The organism is Streptomyces sp. NBC_00400 (assembly GCF_036048035.1).
Taxonomy (GTDB): Bacteria; Actinomycetota; Actinomycetes; order Streptomycetales; family Streptomycetaceae; genus Streptomyces.
On sequence record NZ_CP107940.1, the window covers coordinates 7,158,533 to 7,175,687 of the forward strand.

A 17,155-nucleotide genomic window follows, 5' to 3' on the forward strand; every position below is an offset into this window, starting at 1 on the left:
CCGGAGCGGGGCACGCACGACTGAGTGGCCGGAGCGGGTGGGGCGGGCGGGTGGGGGCGCCCCGTGTACTCCCCGCGTCGTGCGTCGTACGGGAGGAGCTGCCGGCCGCTGCGCCGCACCGGCCCGCGCCACGCCCGTCATGGGCCCGCCTCGTCAGCCGACCTTCGTACCCCGTACCCGCGAGCGCGGACCGGTTGCCGTACCGGCCGCCATGCCGGTCGCCGTGCCGGTGTCCTCCAGCGGCAGGGGCTCCAGATAGTCACGGACCGTAAGAGCCTCTTCGGGGGCGGCGGTCAGGGCCGGAAGAGTGAACCACACGACCTTGCCGCCGCCGTCCGGACGCGTTCCCCAGCTCTCGCTGAGCGCGGCGATCAGCGCCAGGCCGCGACCGCAGGTCTCCCAGCTCTCCGCGACCCGGATCCGCGGCAGCCGGGGGTCCTCGTCATGCACCGAGACCGTCAACTGATCAAGAAGAACGCGCAGGTCCACGGTGCACTGTTTGCTGGGGCGGGCATGCCGGTGGACATTGGCGAGGAGTTCGGTCACTCCGAGCGCCGCCGGGTCTATCAAGGCGTCGAGATGCCAGTACCGCAGCTGCGCGGAGACGATTCTGCGCACATGTCCGATGCGAGCCGGAACGGCTTGGAGCTCCACCGTGCAGTGCCTGCTGGGCTGCCTGATCACGACCGCGACTCCCTGATGAGGCCGGGCGCCCCTCTCACCGGGCAGGGGCGAAGATCGGATCCAGCGATGCCGGCTGCACCACAGCGTCACCGCTGGTGAACCCTCAGTGATACGAGTCCAGGGTCGGTCAGCCGGTGCGCTCCCGCAACCGCACCTCCGCGTCCGGAAGACGCCGTCAGGTGCGTTGCGGCCGCGCCGCCTCCAGGGCCTTGAAGAACAGTTCCGGGGTGCCCAGGGTGAGCGAATAGCGGTGGCCGTTGAGGGTGGCGAGCGCCCGGTCCCGCGCCGCGAACAGCGGTTTATGGGCCTGTACGGCCTGCAGCGGGGCGCTGTCGATCTCCGTGCCGTAGCTGGTCAGCAGCACCAGCCTGCCGTCCGAGATCACGACCTGTCCGGCGCGGGTCAGGGACCGCAGCCATCGCTCGATCCGTACGCCGGTCGCGTTGAACTCAGGTTCCGCCATGCCGGCACCTCCTCGGTGAGACGGGCAGTTGCCCTCCACCGCCCCTTGAGGGGAAGTCTGCCGGTGCGGCGCCCGTCGCACCAGTGCCCCTGGCGCGCACGGCGCGCGACGGCCTCGCCCCACGGCCTCCTTGGGGTATCCCAAAGTGATGTTTATGCAGGTGGGAAGGGTGTGGGCGGTGGTTATAGTCGAAGTCTGCCCGCCGTTGTGCGCGGGCCTTCGAACCCCAGAGGAGCGCGCCGGTGAGCACCGCACAGCAGCCGCAGAGCCGGCCCGGCCAGGAGGCCGTGGCCGGTACCCCGATGCCGACCGAGGCCGTGGCCGGTACCCCGATGCCGACCGAGGCCGTGGCCGGTTCCCCGGTGTCCACCGAGCCCGTCGCCGGTACCCCGATGCCGACCGTGGACGGCGACCGCACGGATCCGGCCTACCGGAGCTGGCTCAAAGAAGCCGTCCGCAAGGTCCAGGCGGACGCCAACCGCACCGCCGACACCCACCTCCTGCGCTTCCCGCTGCCGGAGGAGTGGGGCATCGACCTCTACCTCAAGGACGAGTCGACACACCCCACCGGAAGCCTCAAGCACCGGCTGGCCCGCTCGCTGTTCCTCTACGGGTTGTGCAACGGCTGGATCCGGCCGGGGAAGCCCGTCATCGAGTCCTCCAGTGGCTCCACGGCCGTGTCCGAGGCGTACTTCGCCTCACTCATCGGCGTGCCGTTCATCGCGGTGATGCCGGCCACCACCAGCCGTGAGAAGACCCGGCTGATCGAGTTCCACGGCGGCACCTGCCATCTGGTGCAGGACCCGCGGACCGTGTACGAGGTCTCCGCCCGGCTCGCCGCGGAATCCGGCGGGCATTACATGGACCAGTTCACCTACGCGGAACGGGCCACGGACTGGCGCGGCAACAACAACATCGCCGAGTCGATCTACCAGCAGCTGCGGCTCGAACGCTATCCCGAGCCCGCCTGGATCGTGGCGACCGCGGGCACCGGCGGCACCTCCGCGACCATCGCCCGCTATGTCCACTACATGCAGTACGACACCCGCGTCTGCGTCCCCGATCCGGAGAACTCCTGTTTCTTCGACGGCTGGCTCACCGGCGATGCGGAGACCGACTGCGCCACCGCCTCCCGCATCGAGGGCATCGGGCGGCCCCGTATGGAACCGAGCTTCGTGCCCGGTGCGATAGACCGGATGATGAAGGTGCCGGACGCGGCCAGCATCGCCGCCGTACGCGCCCTGGAGACCGCGATCGGCCGCAAGGCCGGCGGCTCGACCGGCACGGGGCTGTGGAGCGCTCTGAAGATCGTCGCGGAGATGGTCGCCGAGGGCCAACGGGGGTCGGTCGTCACCCTGCTGTGCGACCCCGGTGACCGCTACCTCGACAAGTACTACTCCGACGACTGGCTGGCCTCCCAGGGGCTGGACATCACGCCCTACGCACGTACCCTCGACACGTTTCTGGCCACCGGTTCCTGGCCCGTCTGAGGGGAGGGGCCGGCGGCCCGTCCGGGGGCGGGGCGGCGGCCCGTCCGGGGGTGGGGCGGCGGCATCGGCCGGTCCGGGCCCGTTGCGCGGAATCCGCGCCGGGGCCGCGTCAGGTTCCGGCGAGCCTGCGGTCCAGGGCCCGCGCCGATTCCCTGAAGGCGCGGCCCAGGCCGGGCCTGGCCAGCGTCAGCAGAAAGCGGAACGGCGCCGGGCCGTCCGCCGCGAACATCCACCGCAGCCGGGTGCCGCCGTCCGCGGGCGTCAGCCGCCAGTCCTCCAGCAGGGCCCGCAGGCCAGGGGCGTTGGTGGTGTCGACCCGGTAGGCGTAATGCGCGTCGGGCTCGGCCGCCAGGACCGTCTCCGTGAAGCGGGTGCCGCCGGTCAGCCGCACCTCCCGGCCCTTGCCGCCGTGCGTCGGCGCCGACCGTGCCACGCCGGTGAACCAGCGTGACCAGCCCGCCACATCGTCCGCCAGCGCCGCATACACCGCCTCCGGCGGCGCGGCCACCTCCGCGGTGAACACCAGCCGCAGCGGGGCGGATGCGGTGAAGTCCAGCTCGACGGGGCGGAGTCGGCGTGCCATGGGACGAGCACCCCCTACGGGACGGTCGGCGGGTCTGCGTCGCTCACCATAGCTGACAGGTCATCAGATGTCTGTGCCGGTCAGTGGCTCGCCCGCCACCACCAGCTCGGGCGGCAGCTCGGCGAACTCCGCGCGCGCCTCGGCGGACAGCCCGGCATCCGTCACCAGCACCTCCACCTGATCCAGCGTCGCGAACGAACTCAGGCCGACCGTGCCCCACTTGGTGTGATCGGCGACCACCACCACCCGGCGCGCGGACCGCACGAAATGGCGGTTGGTCTCCGCCTCCGCCAGATTCGGCGTCGACAGCCCCGCCTCCACCGATATGCCGTGCACCCCGAGGAAGAGCACATCGAAGTGCAGGGACCGGATCGCGGCATCGGCCACCGGGCCCACCAGGGTGTCCGACGGCGTACGCACCCCGCCGGTCAGCACCACGGTCGCGGCGCCCGCGCGGGGGCCCGCGCCGCCGCCGGCCGCCGCCCGCTGCGCGCCGTAGAACACATCGGCCACCCGCACCGAATTCGTCACCACCGTCAGATCCGGCACGTCCAGCAACTGCTGTGCCAGCGCGAACGCGGTCGTGCCGCCCGCCAGCGCGATCGCGCTGCCCGGTGCCGCCATCTCGGCCGCCGCCTTGGCGATGTCCTCCTTGGCGCTCAGCTCCAGCGCCGACTTCACCTCGAAACCGGGCTCGTGCGCGCTCGGCTCGCTGACCGGTACCGCACCGCCGTGCACCTTCTCCACCATGCCCTGGCGGGCCAGGGCGTCCAGATCACGGCGGACCGTCATGTCCGAGACGTTCAGCTTGCGGGTGAGTTCATTGACCCGCACCCCTCCGCGCCGCCTGATCTCGTCGAGAATCAGGGCACGCCGCTGCTCCGCGAGGAGGTTCTGGTTGTCGTTCACCCCGGCCCGTCCCTTCCGCTCCGGCGCGTTGCGTCGGGTCGTACGCGCTGGCTGCCGCCCGCGATCACTGGTGCCCTCATCCTCGCACGAGGTACTGACAGTGATGCCGATGACGGGGGAAGCGAGGGCCGGTGGCCGGAGTGGGTGCTGGATGTGCTGCGCGGGGGAAGACACAATCGGGGGGGGCGCGTATCCGGCGCCGCGCCGCATGGCACACCGCCGCACTGCACCGCGCTCCGCCGCACCGCACCGCACGGCGCCGCACCGCACCGCATACGGGGCACGACCTCGGAGCACGATCTCCGAGCACGACGTCCGAGCATGACGTCCGAGCGCGACGTCCGAGCACGACTACGGGGGACAACAGTGGAGACCGCGGACCCGACACCGCACGCGCGTCCAACGGACCGTGAGAGCACCGCAGACGGACCGCCGCCCGCCGCACCACCGCACCTCTCCCTGGAGCTGCTGGTGCACGGCGTCGGCGGCACCACCGCACAGGAGATGCTCGGCGACCCACGCGTCCAGCTGATCACCGGCGACGACACCGCCGCCTGCTACCGCCGCACGGACGACGCGGACGCCGAGCAGCGGCCCGACGACTACCGCGGCGAGCCGGTCCGTGAGGCGTACTGCTGGTCCAACCTCACCTCGGGCAACGGAGCCCGTGCCCTGTGGCTGCTCCTGGTGCCCTTCATGGTCGCCAACCTCGCCCACTGGATGCGCCCGGCCGCCCCGCCCGAGCACCCGGCCCAGCGGCTCTACGACCTGCTGGTCCGCATCCTCGCCCTCACCCTCACCGTCCTGCTCGCCGCCGCGGCCTGTGAGGTCGCCCTCGACCTCACGGCCTGGCAGTGCGCCGGCACCACCGTCTGCGCCGCCGGCAAATCCTGGATGGGCTTCCTCAGCCCGGACAACTCCGGCTGGTGGAGCGCCCCGGGCCGCCGTCTCGCGCTCGCCTCCATGGTGCCGCTGCTCGTCATCGGCTTCCTGTGGTGGCTCTCGCGCCGCACCTGGAGCGCCTACGAGTCCGCCTCGCCGCCGCCCCGGATGCCCGGCACCTCCCGCGACACCCCGGTCGGCGAACGCACCGCGCTCAGCCTCGACGGCTTCTGGTACGGCCGTCGGCTGGTCGCCCGGCTGCGCGCCGCCCACACCACGGCCGGCGTGCTGACCATCGCCGCGGTACTCCTCGCCGCCGGCGCACAGGCCGACGGGCACGAGGGCGGCGGCACCGCCCTCGCGGTCACCGGCCGGACCCTGACCGCTGTGGTCATTCTGCTCGCGGCCGCCACCGTCGTGGTCGTGTGGCGCACCGCCCGCAGCGAGGCCGTACCGGACGACGAGTCCGACCATCTGGTCGTGCGGGCGCTGCCGTTCGCCTCCCTCGGCGTGCTGGCGCTGATCGTGGTGCACACCGGCTGGGCGCGCCCCGCATCCCACAGCCACGGCGCGCTGCCCGGCGCCGCCGCCTTCGGCGGTATCGCCGTCCTCCAGGGCCTGTTGGTCCTCGCGCTGGCGCTGACCGCCTGGGTCCTGCAGCGTGCCGTCCGCGACGACACGCGCAGCGCCCTGCGCGGCATGGGCGGGCCCGCCGTCGCCCTGCTGGCCTGTGCGGTCGGCGGGGTGCTGTCCGGGGGAGTGGCCCAGCGCTTCGCGGACTGGCTGGACGGCGGGGCGACCCCCGGCCAGGACCACGCGCCCATCCCCGGACCGCCGGTGCTGCTGTCCTGGCAGGCCTCGGTCATCCCCGTACTGCTGGTCGTCGTCGCGATCGTCGTCGTGCTCGCCGCCGTCCGCGTGGTGATCGTCGGCGGCCGGGTGGCCAAGGACGTCCCCGGGCTCTACGACCCGGGCGAGCATCCCGACGAGCGCCGTACGAAGCGGATCGCGGGCACCATCGCCGGCGCCGGACTCACCGACTCCGCACCGGTCCTGGTCGCGGCCACCGCCGCCGTCACCCTCGTCCTCGGCGCCGGCGCGGTGGCCGGCGCCTGGCTCAGCGACCGGGCGCCGGGCCGGGCCACCGAAGGCTGGCCGCCGGTCGTGCACGCCGCCGCCGAGACCGCGGAATCCCTGGGCTCCTGGCTGATGAGCGCCGGCGTCATACTGCTGATCACCATGGGCCGGCGCGCCTACCGCGACCACTCGGCGCGCCGCACCATCGGCATCCTCTGGGACGTCGGTACGTTCTGGCCGCGCGCCGCCCACCCCTTCGCACCGCCCTGCTACGCCGAGCGCGCCGTCCCCGACCTCACCTGGCGGATGGCCACCTGGACCGAGCGGTTCGACGGCCGGCTGGTGCTCTCCGGGCACTCCCAGGGGAGCGTGCTGGCGGCCGCCGCCGTCTGGCAGCTGGACCTGGTCACCCGCAGCCGGGTCGCGCTGCTGACGTACGGCAGTCCCCTGGAACGGCTCTACGGACGCTGGTTCCCCGCCTTCTTCGGGCCGCCCGCACTGACCGGGCTGCACCGCCAGATGGACGACTGGCGCAACCTGTGGCGCTTCACCGACCCCATCGGCGGCCCGATCCGGCTCACCTGCGACGACGGCCGCCGGATCGACGAGGGGCCGCTGCGCGACCCGCTGGCCTTCGGCCGGACCCTGCAGAACCCGCTGCCCGCCCAGATCCTGGGCCACGGCGACTACCAGGCGGACCCGGTCTTCGGCCGGGTGCGCGCCGAGCTGATCGCCCGGCTCGGTCCCGACCTGCCGGGGCAGCGGCCCGCCGACGACTGCACGGGACGCGGCAGTGCCGAAGACAGCACGGGACGCGGCGGCACCGACGACTGCCCGGGCCGTCACGCTGCCGGCGACTCCCCCGGCGACCGTGCCGACGGCCGTCCCGCTCAGGGGAGTTCGGGCAGATCGTCCGGGTAGAGCAGGGAGAGGTCGTCGGTGCTCGGGGCGGCCAGCTCCGCCACCCGCCCCGCGTGCCGCTCGACCATCGCCTCGAAGGTCTGCCGTGCGGTTCGGCCGTTGCCGAACGACGGCCCCTTGGGCAGCGCCGTGAAGTACTTCAGCAACGCCTCGCCGGTCCCCTCGGCGAGGCGGTACTCCTGCTCCTCGCCCTGCTGCTCGACGATCCGCAGCAATTCCTCGGGCGCGTAGTCGCCGAAGGTGACGGTGCGGGAGAAACGGGACGCCACGCCGGGGTTGACCGCCAGGAAGCGCTCCATCTCGGCGGTGTAGCCCGCCACGATGACCACCACGGCCTCCCGGTGGTCCTCCATCAGCTTCACCAGGGTGTCGATGGCCTCCCGCCCGAAGTCCCGTCCGGAGTCCTCGGGGGAGAGGGCGTAGGCCTCGTCGATGAACAGCACTCCGCCGCGCGCCCGGTCGAACGCCTCCTGGGTGCGGATCGCCGTCGACCCGATGTGCTCGCCGACCAGGTCCACCCGGGACACCTCGACCAGATGCCCGCGTTCCAGCACCGCCAGGGACGCCAGGATCTCGCCGTACAGCCGCGCCACGGTGGTCTTGCCGGTGCCGGGGGAGCCGGTGAACACCAGATGGCGGCGGACGGATGCGGCCTTCAGGCCCGCCTCCTGCCTCCGGCGTCCCACCTCGATCATGTTGATCAGGCTGCGCACCTCACGCTTGACGCTCTCCAGCCCCACCAGGGTGTCCAGCTCACCCAGCACCTCGTCGGAGGGCCGGCTGCTGACGGCCGGTTCCGGGGCGGCCGGGGCAGCGGGCGGCGGGAGCTGTGCCGGGACGTTGCCCAGCAGCCCTGCCGTCTGCGTGGTCTGCTGCACCGCGGGGGGCGTCACCGCCCCGGCGGCCGGCGTCTGCACGGCGCGGCTCTCGTCGCTGGTGCAGTCCTGGACCGTCGGCCCGTCGCCCGCTCCCGCGCCGCCCTCGGCGAACTCGTAGCCGCCGCGCGCACACCGCTCCGTACGGCACCGGGTCAGCGCCGTACGGCAGCCGTCGATCACATGGAAGCCGAACCCCGAACTCCCGGTGACCCGGCAGCCGTGGAAGGTGCCGCGGCCCTCCGCGGAGACGTAGAAGCCGGCCTCGGCCGGTGAACTGACCGTGCAGCCCTCGATGGTGGGGTCCGCGCCCTTGGTGACGATCACCCCGGTCTGCGCCCCGTCGATGGTGCAGTTGGCGAGCGTGCCGCCGCTGCCGTGGTCGCGGAACCACGCACCGGTCGCCGCGTCCCGGATCCGGCAGTCGTCCAGCTGCACGGTCGCCCCGTCGCTCACCGACACCGCGGTGTTGCGGACCTGGGCGAGGTCGCAGTCCACGACATCGGCGCGGGAACCCCGGTCCAGCACGAACAGGGCGTCCGGCACATCGTGCACCCGGGTCGAGTCCAGCAGGGCGGTGGCGCCGTCACTGACCCATACCGCCGGATAGTCGCCCGTACTGTCATGGATCTCGCACTGGTTGGCGTCCACCCGCGTGCCCGGGTCCCATACGGACAGACCGTTGCGTCCGAAGTGCCGCACCGTGCTGCGGGTCAGCGTCAGCACCGAACGCGACCGCAGATCGACCGCGTTCTCCGGGACGTCGTGGATGTCGCAGTCGGCGAGCGTGAGCACCGCATCGGTGTCCAGGGTGACGCCGTCGGCGGAGGTGCGGTGCACCGTGCAGTCGGTGAGGTGGCCGGTGGCCCGCGAGGCCACCTGGATCCCGGCGCCCTTGATCTCGTACAGCTCGCAGCCCACCGCCTCGACCGCGCTGCCCTCGCCGTTGACCGACAGGCCGGCGCCCGAGGCATGGTGGATTCGGCAGTTCTCCAGCCGCGGATGGGCCCCGCCGCGCACCGCCACCCCGGTCTGCCCGGCGGCCATCACCTCGCACTCCTCGAAGAGGCCGCCCGCGCCGTCCAGGACGCTGATGCCCACCCCGCCCGCGTTGTCGACCGTGCAGCGCCGCACCGTCGGGCGGGCACCCCCGCGGACCTCGATCCCGGACGCCGAGCGGGTCACCACCCGCAGACCGGTCAGCTCCGGGGCGCCGTCCTCCACCAGCAGCGCGGGCGAGGCGGAGTCCGTCGCCTCCAGATGCAGATCGTGGACGGTGGCCGAGGCGCGCACCGTCAGCGCCACGCCGTCGGCCGGGGCGATCCGCACCGACCCGCGTGCCCCGTCCGGGCCGCGCAGGGTCACCGCGCGCACCAGCACCAGATTCTCGCGGTAGGTACCGGCCGGGACGGTCAGCACATCACCGTCCCCGGCGGCCTCCAGGGCGGCGGCGAGCGAGCTGTACTCCCCCGTGCGGCGTCGCCAACGCGACGTTCCGGAGTGCGTCACCTGGACCGAGCCCTGTGCCATGGCGCTGTCGTGCCCCCACCTCGTGTGGCTGTTGTCGGCCCGGCACCATCCGTCCGCGGATGTCCGCTTTCCGGTCTGCGGGGCCCCAGCCGAGAGGCTGGCGCCACCACCGTAGCGCGCCCGGCGGGCGGCAGTTGACACGGTCAGGCGCCCCGGAAGGCGACCTGGTCAACTCCCCGCGCCGGCCCGGCCCCAGTCCTGTCCGGCGCGCTCCCACTCCTCGTCCCAGCGGCGGAAGCGACGCACCATCAGCTGCCAGACGACCATCCGCCGGGCACCCTCGATCATCATGCCGACACCGGCCGCGGTGCCCAGACCGGCCAGCACCGCATGCGTAGCCGCCGTGTCGGCGTCCATCGGCCGCGGCACCACCCGGCCGCGGCCGTCCGTCCAGATCCGGAACCGCTCACCGGTCTCCACCGGGCGCGGAGCGGCGAGCTGCCCGAGGTGCGCACTGCCGTCCGGGGCCGTCCAGCGGGCGAGGACCCGGCGGTGCGCATCGCGCTGCGACGAGGTCTCGGGATCGGGGTCCAGCGGGGTCCGGGAGATCAGCCGGTCGACCGTGACCCACTCCAGATGCCGCTGCTGGTGCTGTATCCGTACGGTCGTCAGCAGCGCGCCGTGTGCGGTCCGTCCGGCGGACCAGCCCACGGAGGTCGCCCCGAGGACGATCAGCACGGCGGCGGCCAGCGCCACCCAGGCCTCGATCCGATCGGTCCGGCGCCGCAGCGGATTGCGCCGCCAGCGCCATACACCACTCATCGCTCGCATCGTGCCCCCTCTCCGTGTCCGTGGATACCTCATCAGGGGTGGTCCACGCGAGAGTTCTGCGAAGAGCGAGCAATTTCACCCCGTACAAAGAGCGACAACCGGACGTATGGCGCATGTCCGGGGGCTGCCCGGCGCGGCTACGGCGAACGGCCGTACGAGCCCGTCAGCCGAGGATTTCGAACGGGTCGCCGACACGGATCGTGCCGACCCCGCGGGGGATCAGATTGCGGCCGAAGACCAGCCGGTCGCCGAAGCGGCGATGCCGGGCGAGGGTGCGCAGCGGCTCCTTGCCGCGCTCGGCGGTGCACTGGTCGGTGGTGGTGACCACGCAGCGGGCGCTGGGCTCGGCCGCCTCGAAGACCACCGTGCCGATGCGGACCCGCCGCCAGTCGTCCTCCGCCCAGGGGGCGGTGCCGTCCACCACCACATTGGGCCGGAAACGGTTCATGGGCAGCGGCCCCTCGTCGGCGTGATCACCCTGCGCGACAAGGGAGTTGAGGGCGTCCAGCGACGAGGTGGTCGTCAGCAGCAGCGGGAAACCGTCGGCGAAAGTGACCGTGTCACCGGGCGCTCCCCAGTCCGGGGTGAGGGGGCGGCGCTTCTCCGGGGCGTCCAGATACACCAGCCGGCACTCGGCGCCGAGATACCCGCCGAACCACGCGGCCGCCGCCGGGCCGGCGGGCACCGCCTCGACCTCGTCCTTCCAGACCTCGACCGGGACCGTCTCCCCGGAGACGGGCACCTCGACCGTCAGCGGCTCCCTTCCGGGCGCGGTGCACCGCAGGCCGCCGCCCGGCAGTGCCTCGGCGTGCGCCAACGCGAGCGTCCGCTGCTGCCGTTGGGTGATCATCCTGCCTGCCGCGTCCACCAGCATCCAGCGTCGGTCCCCGGCGAGCCCCCACGGCTCCACGACCGCCTCGCCGGGACCGGGCCCCGCCAGCGCTTTGACCGGGTAGAGACGGATCGACTGGAGCGCAGGCTTCGGCATGCCGTCCATCCTGCCAGCGGCCTGGGACGGTTGACCGACCGGCCGGGTCAGTACCCGCGCGGATACTGCCGGCCGTACGGGTCGTCGTACGGCGAGGCAGGCCGGGGCGCGACCGGAGCGGCCGGCCGCATCGCCTCGTACCCCGTGCCCATGGGCGGGCGCTGGGGCTGCTGCTGTTGCTGTGACGGGTAGCCGCGGCCGCCCGTCTGCTGCTGGGACTGATAGCCGCGGCCGCCCGCCTGCTGCGGGATGTACGGCGCCGGAGTCTGCTGCAGCGGAGCGACCGGCTGCGCGGCAGCACCCGGATAGCCCTGCGCGGGCGACGGGTGGGAGGGCGCGGCCGGAAGGGCCGGCAGCGACGACGGGAGCGCCGGCAAATAGGACGAACCCGTCTCGTAAGGGGAGGGGTTCACCCGGATCGGGGCGATCTGCGGCGTACCACGTTCGGCGACGAGGCTGTCGTAGATCGGGGTGTCCGGGAAGGAGGGCGAAGCGTAGTAGCCGCCGTAGGTAGAGCGGGGGGAGGTCATACCTCATAAGTTAAGCCCACGATGTGCCGATTGGGGAGCCTGGAAAGAGGGTTGTTTTGCGTGTTCGGAGCGGCTCTGGAGCACCAATGGGAGCGAACTTGCGGAAATCGGTCGCGATCGCCCGTAGGGATCGTGTAAAGACCCCGCTTCTCGCAGGTGAACAAGGGGCGTTCGGAGCGGTTCGGGCCAAGTAGGTTGGCGAGGCCACCGGAGAGGGGGCGCGGCGGACGAGCGGAAGGCGCGGCGATGTCGATGCTCAAGGGCGGCAATGTTCCGGTCCCGGCCCCGGAGGTCCGGGTGGAACTGGGCCGGGAGAGCGCCCCGGGGACACCGGACGTGGACGCCTCCGCCCTGCTTCTGGTGTCCGGAAAGGTCCGCGACGACGGAGACTTCGTCTTCTGCCACCAGGCCGCGCACGCCTCCGGCGCCGTACGCCATGAGGGCAAGCGCCCGGCCGGCGGCGCGATGACCGCCTCCCTCACCGTCGCCCTGGCCTCGGTCGAACCCTCCGTCGACACGGTGGTGCTGGCCGCCTCCGCCGACGGCGGCCCCTTCGGGAGCGTCCCCGGGCTGCACATCCGGGTGCTGGACGCGGCGAGCGGCGCCGAGATCGCCCGGTACCCGCCTGTGACGCCCGCGTCCCCGATGGCACTGCCGCCCATGTCCCCGCCTTTGGCCCCCGCGCCGCCGTTGCCGACGGGGCAGCCGGCGGCGTCCGTTCCGCCCCCGCCGGGGCAGCCCGCGCCTGCACCGCCGGCCCCTCCCGTTCGTCTGACAAAAGTCACCCTCACGAAGGACGCCCCCGCGGTCTTCTTGACGAAGCAGGGCGGCACCTCCGGGGCGATGCGGGTGAACCTCAACTGGAGCGGCGGCTCGGCGGGCAAGCGGCTCGGCAAGACGCTCGGCCGCAAGGCGGTGCAGGCCATGGGCGCCCACACCGGCAGCGAACGCGTCGTCCAGCGCGAGTCCCGCTACCTCGTCCCCGAGCCCGGCGTCAGCTCGCAGCGCACCGTCGATCACGCCTACGGCTGGGGCCTGGACTGGTCACCGGCCCGCAAATGACGGCGGCACCCGGGGCGCCGCTCAGGGCGCCGGATACGTCCGCCCCTTCCAGGCCGCACCGCGCCCCCGGTAGTGCTGAACCGCCGAGTCCACGGTCATCAGCAGATACAGCAGCGCGGTGAAGGGCAGCAGCGGTGCCCACCACGGCCGCTGCCCGTAGTAGCGCAGCATCGGCAGATACGTCCCGCACATCACCGCCCAGGCCGCCCCGCCGAGCGCGGCGGCCGTCGTATCGCCGTCGGCCAGTCCGGCCACCAGCGTGCCGGGCGGCGCCAGATACACCAGCGCAAGACCGAGGACCGTGCCGAGCAGCAGCAGCGGCCGGTGCAGCAGTTGGGCGTAGGCGCTGCGCGAGACCATCCGCCACAGCCCGGCCAACCGCGGATACGGCCGCACGCTCTCCACCCGGTCCGCAAGCCCCAGCCATACCGTGCCGCCGGAGCGCTGCACCGCACAGGCCAGCGCCACATCGTCGATCACCGCATGCCGGATCGCCTCCGGGATGCCGGCCCGCTCCGCCGCCTCCCGCCGCAGCAGCACACAGCCACCGGCCGCCGCCGCGGTCCGTGTCCCGGGCCGGTTGACCCACCGGAAGGGGTACAGCTGCCCGAAGAAGTACACGAAGGCCGGCACGATCAGCCGCTCCCAGAAGGTCACCACCCGCAGCCGCGCCATCTGTGACACCACATCCAGGTCCGCCGACCGCGCCGCCGCCACCAACTCCCGCAGACTGTCCGGCTCGTGCGCGATATCCGCATCGGTCAGCAGCAGGTACTCCGGCGCGACACGCTCCCGCGCCAGTGCGATCCCCTGGCGTACGGCCCACAGCTTCCCCGTCCACCCGGGCTCGGGCTCGCCGGGCGAGGACACCGTGAGCGGCAGCCCCCCGCGCGCGGCGGCCAGCTCCCGGGCCAGTGCGCCGGTCCCGTCCGTACTGCCGTCGTCGACCAGGAACACTTCCGCCCGGCCCGGGTACTTCTGCCCGAGCAGCGACGGCAGGCTGTCCGGCAGCACCGCGGCCTCGTCCCGCGCCGGGACCACCACCGCGACCGACGGCCAGCGCTGTGGATCCCGGCGTTCCGGGAGCCGGACGTCCGTCCGCCAGAAGAAGCCCTGCCCCAGCGGCAGCCACACCCAGGCCAGCAGCGACCCGGCACCGATCCACTCCATCGCGCTCACGGCCGCAGTCTGCCGCACCCCGACCGGCGCGCACCGGTGATCGGGACGGTGTCACGGAACCCGGTCCGGGCCGGAGGACCCGGCGGGCCGCCCGCCCGGGCCTCCGCCCGCCCGATGCCCCGGCGTGCCGCCCGCCGCGCCCGGTATGACAAGCCGGACGCGCGACTGAGTAAAGTGTCCGGGTGAAGATCGCGCTGATGGACTCCGGGACCGGGCTGCTCGCGGCGGCCGCCGCCATGCGGCGACTGCGGCCGGACGCCGATCTGGTCCTCTCCTCCGATCCCGACGGTATGCCCTGGGGCCCCCGCACCCCCGAGGACGTCACCGCACACGCACTGGCGGTGGCCCGCTCCGCCGCCGCCCACCGCCCCGACGCCCTGATCGTCGCCTGCAACACCGCCTCCGTGCACGCGTTGCCGGCGCTCCGCGCCGAACTGGAACCCCATGTCCCGGTCATCGGCACCGTCCCGGCCATCAAGCCCGCGGCAGCCGGCGGCGGCCCGGTCGCCATCTGGGCCACCCCCGCGACCACCGGCAGCCCCTACCAGCGGGATCTGATCGAGCGGTTCGGGCAGGGCGTGGAGGTCACCGGGGTGCCGTGCCCGGGGCTCGCCGACGCGGTCCAGGCCGCCGACGAGGCCGCGATCGACGACGCCATCGCGGCCGCCGCGCAGCGCACCCCGCGCGACGTGCGCAGCGTCGTCCTGGGCTGCACCCACTACGAACTGGTCGCCGAGCGGATCCGCGCCGCGCTCCAGCAGCCCGCTGCCCCCGCTCTCGTCCTGCACGGCTCCGCCGAGGCGGTCGCCGCCCAGGCGCTGCGCCGCATCGGTGCCGAGCCGGCGCCGGCGGCCGCCCCGACCGGCGCCCTGAGCGTGATCCTCAGCGGCCGCCCCGCCGGACTGCCGGCCGAGGCGCTCACCTTCGCCGAGGGCCGGCTGCTCGCCCAGGGCCGTACGGACATCGCCCCGGGGACCCCGGACGAGGGCGTCCCGGCCGCCGACGGGGTCGCCGCGGCCGCCCGCCGCTGACGCCGGCATGGCGCCGGCCACGATGTCGGCGGCACCGCAATCCGGGCCGTGAACGGCCGTCCGACGCGCTGCCGTAGCGTGCAAAGACGCGTACGCTGCGTCTCATGAGGGACCACCCCCACGAGGGGGCAGCAGCCCCCGACGACTCCGGCACGGCCGAGGGCGCCGACAGCGGAGCGCGCCCCACCGGCGGCTCCCACGCGGAGATCCCCGAGGTCTGGCACGGCAGTGCCACCAACCGCATCCAGTGGCTGCTGGCCGCGGTCGGTGCGGGCTGTCTCGCGCTGGGCATCGAGCTCGCCGTCGACAGCAACTGGACCGCGGGCCTCGCGCCCCTGGTGATGTCGGTGGTCGGCTGTGTCGCGGTCGGCCTGCTGGTGCTCTTCGGCACGCTCGCCTACGTCCATGTCGCGGTGCGCATCGACAAGGACTGCCTGGAGGTGCGGTGCGGCCATATAGGGGTGCCCCGCCGCCGGATCCCCCTCGACACCGTCGTCGGCGCCGATTTCACCCCCCAGGTCACCCCACGCCACTGGGGCGGCTGGGGCTACCGCTGGCGCCCCGAGCAGGGCACGGCGGTGGTCGTCCGCCGCGGAGAGGGGGTGGTGGTGCGGCTCGGCGACGGACGCGACTTCACCGTCACCGTCGATGACGCGGAAGGCGCCGTCCGGGCCATCCGGGGCCGGCTGCGGCCGCGCAAGGGGACCCCGGCGGGCGCCTGAACACCGAGCGGGCCGGGCACGCGGTCCCGTCCCTCCCCGGCACTGCACGCGGCTCGCCCCGGGACCGCACCTGAGGCGTCCCCGGGACCAGGGGACCGTCAGGGACGTCCCGTAGGGTCGGAGCATGGCTACCCCCGAATTCATCCGTGACCTCCGGAACTCCATCGGCCGGCAGCTGCTCTGGCTGCCCGGGGTGAGCGCCGTCGTCTTCGACGACCAGGGCCGCGTCCTGCTGGGCAAGCGGGTCGACACCGGTGGCTGGTCGGTGATCGGCGGCATCCCCGAGCCCGGCGAACAGCCCGCCGAGACCGCGATGCGTGAGGTCTACGAAGAGACCGCGGTGCGGGTCGTGGCCGAGGGCGTCGTCCTCGTCGAGACCATGCCGCCCACCCGGTACCCCAATGGCGATGTCTGCCAGTTCATGGACGTGACGCTGCGCTGCCGGGCGGTCGGCGGCGAGGCGAAGGTCAATGACGACGAGTCGCTGGACGTGGGCTGGTTCGCCGTGGACGCCCTGCCGGAGCTCGAGGAGTACGCACTGACCCGCATCAAGCGGGCGCTGGAGGCCGGGCCGACGTGGTTCCACACGATGGAGTCGGCGGCGGAACCGGAGACGGCGGCGGAGCCGGAGAAGCCCCAGCCCTGAGGAATCCGGCTCCGGTCCGTCTCGGGTCAGGGGTCCCTGGATTCCTTCCTCCGGCGGGGAGAGCCCGACAGCGGCTCCGGTGGCCGGAGGGGGCCTACAGCTCCTCCGTCGACGGATCGTCCATCGGAGCGGAGGGTTCACCGGGAATCGACGGCAGCTGGGATCCGTCGGGGCCGTCCGGTCCGCCGGGTTCCCGGGAGTGCCCCGGGGCGGAGGGCTGATCGGCCGGCTCCTCGGTGTGCATCTCCCGCTTGTCCTTGCGGCAGGTCGTGATCCAGGTGCCGGTGGGGCCGCTCTCGTACTGGCAGAACCAGCCCCGGACGGCCAGGGTGCCCCGGTCGTCCCGGGCCTCGTGTGGCGCCCGCACGAAGAACTCGGACATCACCCGGCGGGCCTCGTCGCAGCCCACGGTGCCGCCGGCCCCGGGATCCGCATAGAGGACGACGTCTCCTGCCTTGCCCAGCGCGTCGGGGAGCTCGCCGCAGTCCATCGGCTGCCCGGGGATGGTGGGGGAGGCGGAGCCGGCGCCCTCGTCCGGAGTTCCGCCCGGTGCCGGACCGTTGCCCGCGGCGGACGATGCCGCGGCCGTCGGGCTCCGGTCGTTCTCCGCGTCACCGCAGCCCGCCGCGGCCAGGGCGAGCAGCACCGTCGGCACGGCGATGAGCCTCCGCATGTCGGTCTCCCTCGGGGCGGCGGTGCGCGGATGGGGCGGCGGTGCGCAGACGGCACGCTGCGTCGTACGACGCTAGGGTCCCACCGGGGGTCCGGCGATCCGGGGCGGCCGATCGGGTGAAGCGGGCGGGCGCCGGGAA

The 17,155-nt window shown here is 73.4% G+C and carries 16 protein-coding genes; 6 read left to right on the forward strand and 10 right to left on the reverse strand.

The annotated features are described in order from the left end of the window. Positions 1–153: 153 nt before the first annotated feature. Together OHS81_RS31440 and OHS81_RS31445 are read right to left on the reverse strand one after the other, a co-directional pair. The gene (locus OHS81_RS31440) at positions 154–684 is read right to left on the reverse strand and encodes an ATP-binding protein (RefSeq protein ID WP_328388840.1); all 531 of its coding nucleotides are present in this window, start codon (positions 682–684) and stop codon (positions 154–156) included. A gap of 175 nt (positions 685–859) precedes the next feature. Further along, positions 860–1,147, reverse strand: coding sequence for a hypothetical protein (locus tag OHS81_RS31445; RefSeq protein WP_088796612.1), 288 nt, complete (start codon positions 1,145–1,147; stop codon positions 860–862). Between the two features lie 392 nt (positions 1,148–1,539). Between OHS81_RS31445 and OHS81_RS31450 the strand changes: the two genes are divergently transcribed. Next, positions 1,540–2,637, forward strand: coding sequence for a PLP-dependent cysteine synthase family protein (locus tag OHS81_RS31450; RefSeq protein ID WP_328391543.1), 1,098 nt, complete (start codon positions 1,540–1,542; stop codon positions 2,635–2,637). A gap of 109 nt (positions 2,638–2,746) precedes the next feature. On the opposite strand, the gene OHS81_RS31455 is transcribed toward OHS81_RS31450, so the two are convergent. Beyond that, a complete protein-coding gene (locus OHS81_RS31455; RefSeq protein ID WP_328388844.1) occupies positions 2,747–3,220 on the reverse strand; it encodes an SRPBCC family protein in 474 nt (157 codons plus the stop codon). Between the two features lie 63 nt (positions 3,221–3,283). Beyond that, positions 3,284–4,129 carry a DeoR/GlpR family DNA-binding transcription regulator gene (locus OHS81_RS31460; protein WP_328388846.1) on the reverse strand — a complete coding sequence of 282 codons (846 nt, stop codon included), beginning with the start codon at positions 4,127–4,129 and terminating at the stop codon, positions 3,284–3,286. A gap of 321 nt (positions 4,130–4,450) precedes the next feature. Here OHS81_RS31460 and OHS81_RS31465 point away from each other — a divergent pair, with 321 nt between their 5' ends. Further along, positions 4,451–7,009 (forward strand): hypothetical protein, encoded by a 2,559-nt coding sequence (locus OHS81_RS31465; RefSeq protein WP_443058792.1) that lies wholly within the window; start codon positions 4,451–4,453, stop codon positions 7,007–7,009. Here the strand turns inward: OHS81_RS31465 and OHS81_RS31470 are convergent. The 4 genes from OHS81_RS31470 to OHS81_RS31485 form a co-directional block, all read right to left on the reverse strand. Next, positions 6,979–9,414 carry a right-handed parallel beta-helix repeat-containing protein gene (locus OHS81_RS31470; RefSeq protein ID WP_328388848.1) on the reverse strand — a complete coding sequence of 812 codons (2,436 nt, stop codon included), beginning with the start codon at positions 9,412–9,414 and terminating at the stop codon, positions 6,979–6,981. The genes OHS81_RS31465 and OHS81_RS31470 overlap by 31 nt on opposite strands. Before the next feature lie 168 nt (positions 9,415–9,582). Further along, on the reverse strand, positions 9,583–10,176 hold the full coding sequence (locus OHS81_RS31475) for an Rv1733c family protein (RefSeq protein WP_328388850.1): 594 nt from the start codon (positions 10,174–10,176) through the stop codon (positions 9,583–9,585). 172 nt (positions 10,177–10,348) lie between these two features. Next, positions 10,349–11,173 carry an MOSC domain-containing protein gene (locus tag OHS81_RS31480; protein ID WP_328388852.1) on the reverse strand — a complete coding sequence of 275 codons (825 nt, stop codon included), beginning with the start codon at positions 11,171–11,173 and terminating at the stop codon, positions 10,349–10,351. 47 nt (positions 11,174–11,220) lie between these two features. After that, complete coding sequence (locus OHS81_RS31485) at positions 11,221–11,703, reverse strand: DUF6643 family protein (RefSeq protein ID WP_328388854.1); 483 nt, start codon at positions 11,701–11,703, stop codon at positions 11,221–11,223. A gap of 246 nt (positions 11,704–11,949) precedes the next feature. Between OHS81_RS31485 and OHS81_RS31490 the strand changes: the two genes are divergently transcribed. Next, positions 11,950–12,765, forward strand: coding sequence for a TerD family protein (locus tag OHS81_RS31490; RefSeq protein WP_328388856.1), 816 nt, complete (start codon positions 11,950–11,952; stop codon positions 12,763–12,765). Positions 12,766–12,786: 21 nt separating this feature from the next. Here the strand turns inward: OHS81_RS31490 and OHS81_RS31495 are convergent, their stop codons facing one another. Continuing rightward, positions 12,787–13,935, reverse strand: coding sequence for a glycosyltransferase (locus OHS81_RS31495; RefSeq protein ID WP_328391547.1), 1,149 nt, complete (start codon positions 13,933–13,935; stop codon positions 12,787–12,789). Between the two features lie 191 nt (positions 13,936–14,126). On the opposite strand from OHS81_RS31495, the gene OHS81_RS31500 reads away from it, so the two are divergent. The 3 genes from OHS81_RS31500 to OHS81_RS31510 all read left to right on the forward strand — a co-directional run bounded on the left by OHS81_RS31500 (position 14,127) and on the right by OHS81_RS31510 (position 16,343). After that, the gene (locus tag OHS81_RS31500) at positions 14,127–14,975 is read left to right on the forward strand and encodes a glutamate racemase (protein WP_328388858.1); all 849 of its coding nucleotides are present in this window, start codon (positions 14,127–14,129) and stop codon (positions 14,973–14,975) included. 104 nt (positions 14,976–15,079) lie between these two features. Beyond that, positions 15,080–15,697, forward strand: coding sequence for a hypothetical protein (locus OHS81_RS31505; RefSeq protein WP_328388860.1), 618 nt, complete (start codon positions 15,080–15,082; stop codon positions 15,695–15,697). Positions 15,698–15,821: 124 nt separating this feature from the next. Next, positions 15,822–16,343, forward strand: a complete 522-nt coding sequence (locus OHS81_RS31510; protein WP_328388862.1) for an NUDIX hydrolase — start codon at positions 15,822–15,824, stop codon at positions 16,341–16,343. Between the two features lie 94 nt (positions 16,344–16,437). Here the strand turns inward: OHS81_RS31510 and OHS81_RS31515 are convergent, their stop codons facing one another. Further along, positions 16,438–17,016, reverse strand: a complete 579-nt coding sequence (locus OHS81_RS31515) for a hypothetical protein (RefSeq protein ID WP_328388864.1) — start codon at positions 17,014–17,016, stop codon at positions 16,438–16,440. Positions 17,017–17,155 lie beyond the last annotated feature (139 nt).